This is a genomic window from Natrarchaeobaculum aegyptiacum (assembly GCF_002156705.1).
Lineage (GTDB): Archaea > Halobacteriota > Halobacteria > Halobacteriales > Natrialbaceae > Natrarchaeobaculum > Natrarchaeobaculum aegyptiacum.
The window spans coordinates 2,279,291-2,291,809 of the sequence record NZ_CP019893.1 but is presented as its reverse complement, the minus strand read 5'-3'; the positions used below and the strand labels follow the sequence as shown (position 1 = coordinate 2,291,809).

Genomic DNA, 12,519 nt, shown 5'->3' with positions numbered 1-12,519 from the left:
GGTGCGGTGTCAGCCTGTCCGAGGACGTCTCGAGCAGCCTCAATCACCACCGATCCCCACGGACGACGGCGAGTCCTGCCGGACGGCCTGTCCGTACTGGCTGACCGACTCGAGGTCGTCGACGCGGCCGCGTGCGAGTGCGACGTCGACGAGGACGTCGGTGAGGTTGACGGTCTCGGCGAGGAACGACTCGCGACGGCGCTGCCAGGTGTCGGCGACGCCGTCGTCGGTCAGGAGCGTGGTGGCGCGCGCTGTGATCTCCTCGGTCGTGGTGACGTTGTCGATCAGCCCCCGGGACTCGAGTTCGAGGAAGTTGCCCATGTCGTCGTCGCCGACCCAGGAGTTCGACCGGATCGCGGGGGTACCGAGGATGGCGGCTTCGGTGACCATCGTCTGAGTGTCGGCGACGAGCAGGTCAGCTTCGGCGAGAGCGTCGTGTAGCCGGGCGGGGTGGAGGTCGAACGGGTCGGCGGGCAGCCCCTCGAGGTCGGCGTCACCGCCTTCGTCGGAGACGAGCACCGTCGCGTGGTCGGCGAGGTGTTCGATGACGCGGCGACGGTCGTCGCCGGTGATTCCCTGCTTGCCGACGTCGTGCTGGGAACCGAAGGCGTTCAGCCGGACGATGGCGTAGGGTTCGTCCGATCCGACCTCGAGTTCCTCGCGAACCGACGAATCCGGTTCGTAGACGTCCGGGTGGAGGTACGCACACTCCTTGAGTCCCTGAAAGACGTGGTGACGTTCGCCGAGGTCCTTCCGGAAGGTGTTGGGCGTGAGGATGGTCCGGGCGAACGGCCGCGAGATGGCGTGGTCGACCCGGGTCGGCTCGGAGTCCAGCACGAGGACCGACGGCGTCCCGGTGAGCGCGCCAGTGTGAGCAGCGTACCCACCCATTCCGAAGACGAGGTCCGGGTCGAACCGCCGGACGAGTCGGAGGGCGTTGACGTAGTGTTTCGGCAGGTTGGCAGCGAGCGAGCGCTTGCTGGTGCCCAGATAGCCGAAGCACTGGTAGGCGACGTCGTGGTACTCGAGCAGGTCGAGCGTGCAGGTGTAGTCGCGCGCGAGCACGCAGACGTCGTGGCCGCGCTCGCGCAGTCGGTGGACGGCGTTGCGGTACAGGTGGGCGTGGGCGGGCGTGTTGGTGAAGAACAGGACGTTCATGAGGACGTTCGTTGATCGTACGGTGAACCGACTGGGCGAGTTTGTTATCGGCCTCGTACCCGTGCCGTCGGTTCTCCGTACCCGCCTCGCGTTCGTCGTCGGCCGAGACTAGCCCTCGGTTGCCCCGTTGCAGACGTACCACGGCTGCAGGTAGCAGCCCTATACCAATGGCCAGCAGGCTCGAGGATGTGAGCGATGCAGTCACGAGCCCCTTCGAGAACTACTTCTGACGGAACGGCGGTCTCCGGTGGGAGCGAGCCGGTCGCACGACGCGCACTCGAGGAGTACCCGCAGGTACTCGACGCGACGCTCGCGTACGCGCGTCGGAACGAGTACGTCGGGCCGGACTACGGCGACGGGTTGAGCAGCCGACTCCTCCAGTCGCTGCCGGTCGAGAACCGGTGGCTCAACCTCGCTGTGCAGGAGACGGTCAAGCGCGCACCGGTCGACGTCAGACCGCTGTTCCGCGTCGAGCAGCGGCGCAATTACAAGGGAGCCGCGCTGTTTACGATGGCGAACCTGAACTACCAGGAGCTGGCCGACCGCGGCGTCGGTGTCCGATCTGCGTTCGACCCGGAGGGAGAGGCCCACCGGCTCGCGGAGTGGCTGGTCGACGAACGGATCACGGACTACAGCGGCTTCTGTGGCGGCCACCGCCACCCGATCCAGCACCTCCACTCGAAGGGCGTCCCGAGCGATCCGGACATCGTCTCGACCTCGTTTGCGGTTCAGGCGCTCCTCCGGGCGTCTCACCTCGAGGAGTCGTACCCCGACCTCGCCCGGACCGCCGAATCGTTCCTCGTCGAGGACCTGAACTACCGCGAGTGCGAGGACGGGGCCAAGATCGACTACCACATGAACCACCCCGAGGACTCCTACACGATCAACTCGGCCGCCCTCGGTGCGGCGATGCTGGTCGACCTCTACGCGTTTTTCGGCGACGATCAGCTCCGCGAGCGCGCGACGAAAATTCTGGACCACGTCGCATCGGCCCAGACCGCCGTCGGCGGGTGGCCCTACCGCCTCCCCGCCGACGCCTCGCACCTCTCGATGGACAGTCACCACAACGGGTTCGTCATCGAAGCCTTCCAGCGCTACCGCGACGTGGTCGACGCCGACCGGTACGACGACACCATAGCGACTGGCCTCGAGTTCTACCGCGAGGAGCTGTTCGAGTTAGACGGCGCGCCGAACTTCGACGAATCGAGTGCCTACCCGCGGGATATCCACGCCAGTACGCAGGGAATGCTCGTCTTCACCCGCGAGGGCGACCTCGAGATGGCGGATCGAATCCTCCGCTGGGTGCTCGCGAACCTGCAGGTCCGGGACGGCCAGTTCTACTACCGGAAGTACCGCACCCACACCCGACGGGTGACGCTCATGCGCTGGTGTCAGGGCTGGATGGCCTACGCCCTCTCGGAGTTTCTGCTCGCGTGCTCACGGCGGGTGCTCGAGTCGGAGTCGGCCGACGGGCCCGCGAACGAGCGAGCGCAGTCGGCACTCGAGGGCGGCGAACAGCCGGCTGACGATCGCTCGATGGCCTCCCAGCACGTATGAGCCGGGCGACGAGCGGATCGGGGGACGATGGGAGCCCGCTGTCGCAGGATGGACGGCACCGGGAGACAGACACAGCGTCACCGGCGAACGGTTCCCGGGGGAGCGAGGGAGAGGCCGACGAAACGGATACTGCCGGGACGGCAGCCGCGGATGCGACCCCCGCGGCGGATCAGCGCGTCCTCGTCGTCACCGGCCTCGGTCGGAAGAACCGCCGGCACTTCGGCCCGCTCGCGGAGATCGCCGGCGAGACGACGTTCGTCGCCCTCGAGCCCCGGTACGACGTGGACGGGGCGCGATACGTGGCCGTCCCCGACGTCGGCCCGCGACTCGTCCGGCTCGTGGTCCTGTTCGTACTCGCCCTCTACGAGGGGTTTCGAAACGACTACGACGCGGTCGTCTCGATCTCGCTGTTCCCGTACGGGATCTACGCGCTGGTCCTGAAGGCCGTCTACGGCTACCCGACCCACCTCGGCGTCATCGGGATCGACCTCGACCACCACGTCGACCAGTGGTACGGCCCGGTCGTCCGGTGGTTGTTCGGTCGGTTCGACGCCGTCTCGGTCCCCGGCACCGACCACGCCGAGCGCCTGACCCACGTTGGCGTCTCGCCCGACCGAATCGAGATCCTCACGAACGCGATCGACGTCGACGTTTACCGGCCGCCCGAGTCCGGATCCGGTGAAGACGACGATGGCAGCGACGTGACCGACGTCGAGTACGACTTCGTCTGGGTCGGCCGCCTCAGCCCCGAGAAGGACCCGCTCCGGTTCGTGGCGGCGCTCGAGGTGCTGGCCGATGGCCGAGAGGGAGAGTTCCGCGCGCTGATCGTCGGCGACGGACCGCTCCGCCCCGCCGTGGTCGAGGCTCTCGAAACCGCCGAGCTGACCGATCGGGTCGACATGGCTGGCTGGGTCGACGACCCGGTGATCTGCTACCGGAGGGCCGATTGTTTCGTCCTCACCTCCGAGCGGGACGCGCTCCCGCTCGCGCTGCTCGAGGCGATGGCGACCGGGCTCGCGCCCGTCGTTCCACCCGTCGGTTCCGTCCCGGACGTGGTCACAGACGGCGAGAACGGACTCCTCGTCGCCGACCGGGACGTCGAGTCGATCGCCGATGGGATGGCCCGGTACCTCGACGAACCAGCGTTCCGACGGGAGCTGGGCCGAAACGCCGCCGGGGTTCGGCCCGACGTCTCGTTCGAGCAGGCGAGTGTGGACTGGGGGCGGATTCTGGCGACCCTCGAGGGGTGAGCTGTCGGCGTCGACGGTGCGTCGGCCGGGAGGAAAGCATCCCGTGGCCGACCCGAGTGCACCTCTAGGAACCCGGTTACGCGAGGTATCGACGTGATAACGAAACGGACGATCACCGCAGGCGACCGTATGGACGTCGACCGAATCGACCTCGAGACGTGGGCAGACGCGCTCCCGAACCGCGGCGGCGAGGTCTTTCACGATCCGGACGCGCTGGCGGTCCTCGACGCACACACCGATGCCGAGATGCGCCTCTATGGGGCCTTCAAGGGACAGCAGGCCGTCGGCCTGCTCCCGGTGTTCGTCGATGAGAAACCCGTCGGCCGGACGGTCACCTCTCCGCCACCCGGCCTCGGCGTGCCCCGCCTCGGCCCGGTCATCTTTCCCAACAGCCCGAAGCGCCGGAAGTGGGAACGAATCAACGCCGAACTGGCCGAGGGCGTCCTCGCGGATCTCGCGGTCGACCAGCGGACCACCCTCTTTCGAATGACAGCCCCGGTCGGCTACGAGGACCCCAGACCGTACGCCTGGAACGACCTCGCGGTCGATCCCCGCTTTACCTACGTCGTCGACCTCGAGGGCTGTGGCGACCTCGAGGACGCGATGGCCGGGTTCAGCAAGAGCCTGCGCAACGAGATGCGCCGGTACGAAGACAGCGACGTCGAGATCGGGACCGAGGGGATCGACGCCGCCCTGCGGATCTACGAGGACGTCGTCGACCAGTACGCCGCATACGACGACGAGGCCCCAATGACCAGGACGTTCCTTCGAGACCTGCTCGCGGCGTTCGACGAGGATCGCTGGCGAACCTACGTCGCCCGCGACCCCGACGGGGAGTACCTGAGCGGTATCCTCACGCTCTTCGGTGACGAACTGGCCTACTACTGGCAGGGCGGCGTCACCGCCTCCTACGACCACGTCAGCGTCAACAACCTGCTCCACGCCGTCGTCCTCGAGGATCTCGTTACCGACCCCGACCTCGAGTCGATCACCGGCTACGACCTCGTCGGCGCGAACACGGAACGGCTCTGTGAGTACAAGGGGAAGTTCAACGGCGAGTTGCGCCCCTACTACGTCGTCGAATCGGCCGGCCTCGAGATGGCAGTCGCGAAGTCGGCCTACCAGCGGGTCGCTGGCTCCATGAAGTAGTCGGCCGTCCTCGAGCAACCCGAGGTCCTCAACCGTCCTCGAGCAACCCGAGGTCCTCGGCCGCGAGGTCGGCGATGGCCTCGCTAATCTCCGGGTCGACCATCGCGACGTCGACCCCGTCGTGGAGGCGGTCGTTGTGTCGCGCGATCGCGTCGGCGACCTCCGACAGCGGGATCCGTGACGTCGTCTCACACTCCGAACAGACGATCGGCACCGTTGGCTCGTCGGCGTCTGCGGTCATCGGCACTGACTCTCGTGGCAACCCCCAAAACGTGATTGGTACGCGTGTGCGAGAGGAAATCGACGGACGGGAGCCACCACGCTTATCACGAGTGGCTCAGAACTCGAACGTAGACGGGGGAAGGGCACAGTCTATCGCGCGCCACAGGCCCCGTCCACCCACGCTCCATGGGTGTTTACTGATCCTGCCCGTTCTCTGGGCCGCTGAGTGTACTCGAGTAGCGCTGGGTCCACTCGCTGACGCCGGTCAGTCTCTGCTGACGGTCGAGGGAACCAGCCGACGGCGACGACTCACTGACGTCGTACTCGAGTCGCGACGGCCAGCGTGGCCAGCGCGAGTAGCGCCGCGGCGGGGCCGAGTCCCGGCGTGGGATCGTCTGGATCGTCCGCGGGGCCGCCCTCGCCGGCTTCCTGCGTCTCGGCGGCGTCGCCCTCGTCAGCGCCCCCACCGCCGTGAGCGTCCGGATCGACGTCGCCGTCGAGCTGGAGGACGGCCACGACCTGCCCGTGGGAGGCATCTGGCTCGTAGGTCCAGCCGCCGACGTCCTCGTAGGGCTGGGCCGCCTCGAGCGGGTCGACGTCGGAGTCCCAGGAGTCGTGGGCCTGCTGGATATAGCCGACGACCTCGACATCGTCGGCGTGTTCACCCTCGAGTTCGACCGGGCCGTACTCGACGGTCTCGTTCTCATCGAGGCCGTGCCACTCGAGGCAGTGAGAGTCGTAGTAGCCGTCGCCCTGTGGGAGGTCATCGGTGGTGCCGAACTGGTCGGCGTCCAGCGGCTGGTCGTAGTGGGTCGAAAGTGGGTACTCGACGACGAACGGATCGGCGTGGTCGTGCCACGCGAGCTCGTCGCCAGTCTCGATCGTGACTGTCGTATCGGGTATCGATTCGCCCGTTACGGGCTCACCAGCCTCGTTGAACAGCGTGACACAGAGCTTGCCCGACCCCTCACCGAGGTACGGCGTCCGGTAGGCATCGCGCGGATTGATGTAGCTGATCCAGCTGCCATCGTCGGCCTCGGCCTCGAACATTGCGTCACCCTCCTCGGGGACGGGTTCCTCGACGGCTTCCTCGGAGACCGCCTCGCCCTGTGCGGCGACCGCACCGACACCGGGTCCGGCCACGACCGAGACGACGAGGCCCACCGTCACCAACGCGAGGACGAGGACGGTTCGCGCTCCGGAGCGGTTCGTGGCGTTCACGCGAGATCGACCTCCTCGAGCCCGATTCGAACGGTCCAGGCCTGAATCGACCACTGTACGCGATGGCGTCGAGACTCTCTCGAGTTCGTGACTGTCATCGATTCCGATGACGACCTCGAGCGTGTAGCTATGGGCCGCATACTCGGTGGTAGGCCGTTCCTACTCGACTACTCAGGCCGACCGGCCGCTTGCGTACCCACCGGGAACCACCTTCTCACTCGAGGGAGAACCTCGGCACATGGACCCCCTTCTCAGCCCGATCGCGTCGCTCATCGCAACGAGCGACGACGCTTCGGCGTCCGCGGAACCGGCAGCATCGACGAACCGGTCGAAACTCGCCCGTGCGATCGCCGTGCTCGCGATCGGTGCCCTCGTCGCGTACGCGATCTCACGGTATCTGGGCCGGACAGCGTCGGGTGAACCCGACGACGCAATCGAGGTAGTCCCGGTTCTCGAGGACGCTGCTGAGGAAGGCACCCCCGAGGACGGCAACGAGAGAACTGGTGAAGACGACCGAGACGACGTGGATCGAGCCGGAGAGGACAGCGACCTCGAGTCCGGGACGGCCATCGACGTGACCGAGGACGACCGCTCGCCCGAGGAGATCGTCGAACGGTCCCGGGAGGACGTCCCGGAACCCGGCGAGATGGCCGTCGACGACGAGGTTGCCGACGAACTGCTCGAGGAAGCAGCCGAAGTCGTCGAGGACTCGAGTGAAGGTGGCGAAGAAAGTGACGGCGCTGGCGGCGACGCCAGTGACGAGCGTGGCGACACTGACGACGATACCGGTGAGGAACACCCGGACTGACCCCACGGGAGACGAATGCGGACCCGAGCGTGGCGCTTATGGACCACTCGTCCCTAGGGCGGGCGATGACCGACGGGGACGTCGCGGCGTTTACGCACCTCGGAGCGACGGTTCGTGGGGCGCTCTCCGAACGCGGCTTCTCGACGCCGACGGCACCACAGCGGCTGGCGATTCCGCCGCTTGCGGCCGGCCAGAACACGCTCGTGATCGCGCCGACCGGGAGTGGCAAGACCGAGACGGCGATGTTGCCCGTTTTCGACGACCTCGTGGCGGACCCGCCCGAGGGCTTCGGCGCACTCTACGTCACCCCCCTGCGAGCGCTGAACCGCGACATGCGCGAACGGCTCGAGTGGTGGGGCGAGTACCTCGATCTCGAGGTCGACGTCCGCCACGGCGACACGACCCAGTATCGCCGCGGAAAGCAGGCAGAGAACCCGCCTGACGTCCTGATCACGACGCCCGAGACGCTGCAGGCGATGCTGACCGGCGAACGGCTCCGGGAGGCACTGGCGGACGTCTCCCACGTCGTGATCGACGAGGTCCACGAACTCGCCGCCTCGAAGCGTGGCGCACAGCTCTCGGTCGGCCTCGAGCGACTCCGGGACCTCGCGGGGACGTTCCAGCGGATCGGCCTCTCGGCGACGGTGGGCGACCCCGAGGCCGTCGGCGCGTTCCTCACCGGGGGTCGCCAGTGTGTGATCCGAGAGATAGACGTGGGCGGGAACGTCGACGTCACCGTCCGGACGCCCGAGGTGACCGAGGCGGACGACGACCTCGCGGGAAGGCTCGTCACCGACGCCGAAACGGCCAGCCACGTCCGGCTAATCCGGGAGCTCGTCGAGACACACGAGTCGACGCTGATCTTCGTCAACACGCGCCAGACCGCAGAGGCGCTGGGCTCCAGGTTTACGGAACTGGATCTCCCGATCGGCGTCCACCACGGCTCGCTCTCGAAGGAAGCCCGGGTCGACGTCGAGGATGGCTTCAAGGCAGGAGAACTCGACGCCCTGCTGTGTACCTCCTCGATGGAACTGGGTATCGACGTCGGCCGCGTCGACCACGTGATCCAGTACCAGAGCCCGCGACAGGTCGCGCGGCTCCTCCAGCGCATCGGGCGGGCGGGCCACCGCCGCGACGAGGTCTCGAGCGGGACGATCGTCACTACGCGACCGGACGACACCTTCGAGGCACTGGCGATCGCTCGCCGGGCCCGAGACGGCGAGGTCGAACCCGCGGGGATCCACGAGGGGAGCCTCGACGTCGTCGCCAACCAGCTCCCCGCGATGGTCCAGAGCCGGGGCGCGACGCCGCTTCGCGAGGCAATCGACACGATCACGCGCGCGTACCCGTTCCGGGACGTCGGTGCAGAAACGATCCGCGAGATCGCGGGCGAACTCCACCGCAACCGGATCGTCTGGTTCGACGAGGCAGACGAACGCCTCGAGACGACCGGCGGGACCTGGCAGTACGTCTATTCGAACCTCTCGATGATCCCCGACGAGGCGACCTACGAGGTCCACGACATCGCTTCGGGAAGCCAGATCGGGACCCTGGACGAGCGGTTCGTCGTCAACTTCGCCCGGCCGGGCGAGATCTTCGTCCAGCGCGGGGAGATGTGGCGCATCGCCGAAATCGACGACGACGAAGAGCGCGTGAAGGTCAGCCCGATCGAGGACCCCGCCGGCGAAGTCCCCTCGTGGATCGGTCAGGAGATCCCGGTCCCCGCGGCGGTCGCCGGCGAGGTCGGCGAGATCCGTAGCGTTGCGGAACCACAGTTCCAGACAGGTGCCAGCGCCGCTGCAGTCGCCCGCGAACTCGCCGGTCGCTATCCCGCCGACGAGCACACGCTCACCGAGGCCTGCGACCAGCTCGAGCGGCAGGTCGACGGCGAGACGCCGATGCCCACTGCGGACCGGCTCGTCCTCGAGCGCCAGGGCCGGACGATCGTCCTCAACGCCTGCTACGGTCACGAGGTCAACGAGACCCTCGGCCGACTGCTCTCGTCGCTGCTGGGCCAGCGAGCCGGCTCGTCGGTCGGCCTCGAGGTCGATCCCTACCGGATCGAACTCGAGGTCCCGAGTTCGATCGCCACGAGCGACGTGCTCGAGGTGATAGCGGAAACCGACCCGGACCACGTCGAGGCGATCATCGAACTCGGCCTCAAGAACGCCGACGCGCTTGCGTTCCGGCTCGCGCAGGTGTCGACGAAGTTCGGCGCGCTCAAACGCTGGCAGGGATCGGGTCGGCTCTCGAACGACCGTCTACTGGCCGCTCTCGAGGACACGCCGATGTACGAGGAGGCCGTCCGCGAGGTGTTCCACGAGGATCTGGACGTCGAGCGGGCGAGCACCGTCCTCGAGGGGATCCAGTCCGGCGAAATCGACCTCGTTTCCCACCGGGGTCGGACCCCGATCGGACAGGGCGGTCGCTCGAGCAGCAAGGAACTCCTGGCTCCCGAGAACGCCGATGCAAGCGTGCTCGAGACCGTCAAAGAGCGGATTCGGAACGACCGGGTGATCTTGCTGTGTACCCACTGTACGGAGTGGAAGTCGAAGACGAAGGTGAGGCGGGTGCCCGACCAGCCGCAGTGTCCCGACTGTGAGTCGACGCGGATCGCCGCGCTCAACCCGTGGGCCGAGGAAGTCGTCGACGCCGTCCGGGCGAACGAACGCGACGAGCAGCAAGAGCGGATGACCGAGCGGGCCTTCCGGGCGGCGAGTCTCGTCCAGAGTCACGGCAAGCAGGCCGTGATCGCCCTCGCGGCCCGCGGCGTCGGCCCGCACAACGCCGCACTCATCATCAATCGGCTGCGCGAGGACGAAGACGAGTTCTATCGGGACATCTTACGCAAGGAACGGGAGTACGCCCGCACCCAGTCGTTCTGGGACTGACCGGACACGAGTCGTGTCCCGGCGAACGAGACACCCGCACCCGGCCCGTCTGTCACTTCGACTGACACTGACGGCCACAAGCTATTATAAGATGTCAGCCGCGTGTTTAATCGTATGCCGGCGTATACCGTGCTTCTCGTCGAAGATAGCGAATTTCTCAGTAGCCACGTCAGCGAAACGTTAGCAGAGGAGCACGGATTCGAGGTCAGGTGTATCGGCTCGGCGGCCGAAACCAGAGACGTGCTCGCAGACGCCAGCGACGCCGTCGACTGCGTCATCTCGAGTTACGAACTGCCCGACGAAACCGGAATCGAACTCGCCGCGTCCGTCACTGGCGATTCGAAGATGGCCGACGTCCCGTTCGTCCTGTTCACCGGCAATCCGCTCGAGCCACTCTCTGCAGAGGCACTCGAGGCCGGCGTTTCGGCGTTCGTCCAGAAGAGCAACCACGCCTCGGGCGAGATGAACGTCTTCGCGAATCGGGTTCGGCTGGCGATCGAAGCGAATCGATAACGGTCGATACGGACGGTCTCAAGCCCGTTCTGAAGCGTTGGGACGTGAAGTCTTCGTCAACCGGACCGGTATCACCGAATCTGCCACGTCGTGTGTGTAGCTTGTCCGGTTGCCGTGAATTTTATCAGTAGCTACTATCGTGGTAGATTTATCATGAGGAAGACAGGCAGTGGGAAGGAGCAAGAAAGACCGGGGCCGGGAGCGGAAACCGTGGCAGAGAGAGCCGACGAGGGAGAAAAATCGGGAGCATCCCAGAATCCGCTCGAGCGCGCAGGCGTCCAGCAGCTGCTCGACGGAACCGGACAGGCGACGTTCGTCCTCGACCAGGACGGAGTCATCGTCGAGTGGAACGCCGCGATCGTCGAGTTGACCGGCGTCGCACGTGAAGAGGCGATCGGTCACGACCGCGTCTCAGAGCTGTTCTATCCGGATGGCCGCCGGGCGGATACACTCGCCGACAGGGCACTCGAGGAGCCAGCGCGTGCACATCGCGAGTTCGGCGTCGAACTCCGCGACCCCGAGCGAAACCGGTTCGGGGATACCAGCACGATGGTCGATCGGCACGGTGACGAAAAGCACATCGACTTCTCGGCGACGCCGCTGTACGACGGCCCCGACCTCGTTGGCGTCATCGAGGTGGTGGTCGACCGAACCGACGAAATCGACCAGCGCGACGCGACCGTCGATCTGGTCGAGGAGATCGGTCGAACGACAGCTGACATCAGTCGTGGCGACCTGAGTGCGAGAGCGAGCGTACCCGGGTCCAGTGACGTCCTCGACGACGCGCTCCTGTCGGTTCTCGAGGACGTAAACGAGATGGCAGACAGCCTCGAGACGCTCGCCGGTCGTGTCGACGATCGGACGACGGCGATGCACGACGTCGTCGACGGCGCAAACGAGGCTGCAGACGACGTCGCCGCTACCGTTACAGACCAGCGTGCGATGCTCGAGGACGCCGCCAACGAAATGCAGTCGTTCGCGGCCGGGATGCAAGAAGTCGCCGCACAGGCAGGTGACGTCGATGCCGCTGCGAGGGACGCAAGCGCCGCGGCGACGGCAGGAATCGAGGCCGGTGCCGACGCCCGTGAGGCGACCGAGTCGATCGTTCGCGTCAGCGACGACCTCCTCGAGAGTGTCGAAACGCTCTCGGAGGAGCTCTCCGAGATCGAAGCCGTCGTCGAGATCGTCGCCGACGTCGCCGACGAGACCAATCTGCTGGCGTTGAACGCGAACATCGAGGCCGCTCGAGCCGGTGAGAGCGGTGACGGATTCGCTATCGTTGCCGACCACGTCAAGACGCTGGCCGACGAGACGCGATCGCACACGAACGACATCGCCGAGAGCGTCGACGAACTAACAGACCAGTCACAGGCCACGATCGACACCGTCGACCGTGCCGTCGGCCACATCGAGACGTCCGCATCCCGAATCGACGCCGTCGTCGACTCCCTCGAGTCGATCGACGAGTCGGTCGACGAGGCGACCGAGGGAATCGCCGAAGTCGCCCGTGTAACCGACGACCAGGCTGCAAGCGTCGAGGAACTTACCGCGACGATCGAATCCGTTCGCGATCGATCACAGGAGACCGAATCCGCGACGGACCGGATCGTCACCGCGACCGACCGACAGGAACGGATCGTCGAGGAACTGCTCGAGCGGGTCGACGAACTCCAGACGGTCGAGTAGCGAGGGCGGCACACAGGGCTCCACGACGGACCCCGGCGTTCGGACGGAAACGAATCGCAGACGT

Annotated in this window: 10 protein-coding genes; 7 read left to right on the top strand and 3 right to left on the bottom strand. The window is 66.6% G+C overall.

The annotated features are described in order from the left end of the window. Positions 1-39: 39 nt before the first annotated feature. Positions 40-1,158 carry a DUF354 domain-containing protein gene (locus tag B1756_RS11135; RefSeq protein ID WP_086888603.1) on the bottom strand — a complete coding sequence of 373 codons (1,119 nt, stop codon included), beginning with the start codon at positions 1,156-1,158 and terminating at the stop codon, positions 40-42. Between the two features lie 195 nt (positions 1,159-1,353). On the opposite strand from B1756_RS11135, the gene B1756_RS11130 reads away from it, so the two are divergent. The 3 genes from B1756_RS11130 to B1756_RS11120 all read left to right on the top strand — a co-directional run bounded on the left by B1756_RS11130 (position 1,354) and on the right by B1756_RS11120 (position 5,114). After that, complete coding sequence (locus B1756_RS11130; RefSeq protein ID WP_228434340.1) at positions 1,354-2,715, top strand: prenyltransferase/squalene oxidase repeat-containing protein; 1,362 nt, start codon at positions 1,354-1,356, stop codon at positions 2,713-2,715. Continuing rightward, positions 2,712-3,965, top strand: coding sequence for a glycosyltransferase (locus tag B1756_RS11125; RefSeq protein ID WP_086888602.1), 1,254 nt, complete (start codon positions 2,712-2,714; stop codon positions 3,963-3,965). Before B1756_RS11130 ends, B1756_RS11125 begins: the two co-directional genes overlap by 4 nt. A gap of 129 nt (positions 3,966-4,094) precedes the next feature. Beyond that, a complete protein-coding gene (locus B1756_RS11120) occupies positions 4,095-5,114 on the top strand; it encodes a GNAT family N-acetyltransferase (protein WP_086888601.1) in 1,020 nt (339 codons plus the stop codon). A gap of 28 nt (positions 5,115-5,142) precedes the next feature. Here the strand turns inward: B1756_RS11120 and B1756_RS11115 are convergent, their stop codons facing one another. Next, positions 5,143-5,355 carry a DUF8149 family protein gene (locus B1756_RS11115; RefSeq protein ID WP_086888600.1) on the bottom strand — a complete coding sequence of 71 codons (213 nt, stop codon included), beginning with the start codon at positions 5,353-5,355 and terminating at the stop codon, positions 5,143-5,145. Between the two features lie 290 nt (positions 5,356-5,645). Continuing rightward, positions 5,646-6,557: a PGF-CTERM sorting domain-containing protein gene (locus B1756_RS11110; RefSeq protein ID WP_086888599.1), complete on the bottom strand. Its 912-nt coding sequence runs from the start codon at positions 6,555-6,557 to the stop codon at positions 5,646-5,648. A gap of 238 nt (positions 6,558-6,795) precedes the next feature. Here B1756_RS11110 and B1756_RS11105 point away from each other — a divergent pair, with 238 nt between their 5' ends. From B1756_RS11105 to B1756_RS11090, 4 genes are all read left to right on the top strand, one after another. Beyond that, positions 6,796-7,365, top strand: coding sequence for a hypothetical protein (locus B1756_RS11105; RefSeq protein WP_086888598.1), 570 nt, complete (start codon positions 6,796-6,798; stop codon positions 7,363-7,365). Positions 7,366-7,430: 65 nt separating this feature from the next. Further along, on the top strand, positions 7,431-10,256 hold the full coding sequence (locus B1756_RS11100) for a DEAD/DEAH box helicase (RefSeq protein WP_086888597.1): 2,826 nt from the start codon (positions 7,431-7,433) through the stop codon (positions 10,254-10,256). A gap of 114 nt (positions 10,257-10,370) precedes the next feature. Then, the gene (locus B1756_RS11095) at positions 10,371-10,769 is read left to right on the top strand and encodes a response regulator (RefSeq protein WP_086888596.1); all 399 of its coding nucleotides are present in this window, start codon (positions 10,371-10,373) and stop codon (positions 10,767-10,769) included. Positions 10,770-10,979: 210 nt separating this feature from the next. After that, positions 10,980-12,455, top strand: a complete 1,476-nt coding sequence (locus B1756_RS11090; protein WP_228434339.1) for a methyl-accepting chemotaxis protein — start codon at positions 10,980-10,982, stop codon at positions 12,453-12,455. Positions 12,456-12,519 lie beyond the last annotated feature (64 nt).

What these genes read in the sequence shown, in the direction of transcription:
- B1756_RS11135 (WP_086888603.1), bottom strand. Translation starts at nt 1,158, where the DNA reads ATGAACGTCCTGTTCTTCACCAACACGCCCGCCCACGCCCACCTGTAC.
- B1756_RS11130 (WP_228434340.1), top strand. Translation starts at nt 1,354, where the DNA reads ATGCAGTCACGAGCCCCTTCGAGAACTACTTCTGACGGAACGGCGGTC.
- B1756_RS11125 (WP_086888602.1), top strand. Translation starts at nt 2,712, where the DNA reads ATGAGCCGGGCGACGAGCGGATCGGGGGACGATGGGAGCCCGCTGTCG.
- B1756_RS11120 (WP_086888601.1), top strand. Translation starts at nt 4,095, where the DNA reads ATGGACGTCGACCGAATCGACCTCGAGACGTGGGCAGACGCGCTCCCG.
- B1756_RS11115 (WP_086888600.1), bottom strand. Translation starts at nt 5,355, where the DNA reads ATGACCGCAGACGCCGACGAGCCAACGGTGCCGATCGTCTGTTCGGAG.
- B1756_RS11105 (WP_086888598.1), top strand. Translation starts at nt 6,796, where the DNA reads ATGGACCCCCTTCTCAGCCCGATCGCGTCGCTCATCGCAACGAGCGAC.
- B1756_RS11100 (WP_086888597.1), top strand. Translation starts at nt 7,431, where the DNA reads ATGACCGACGGGGACGTCGCGGCGTTTACGCACCTCGGAGCGACGGTT.
- B1756_RS11095 (WP_086888596.1), top strand. Translation starts at nt 10,371, where the DNA reads ATGCCGGCGTATACCGTGCTTCTCGTCGAAGATAGCGAATTTCTCAGT.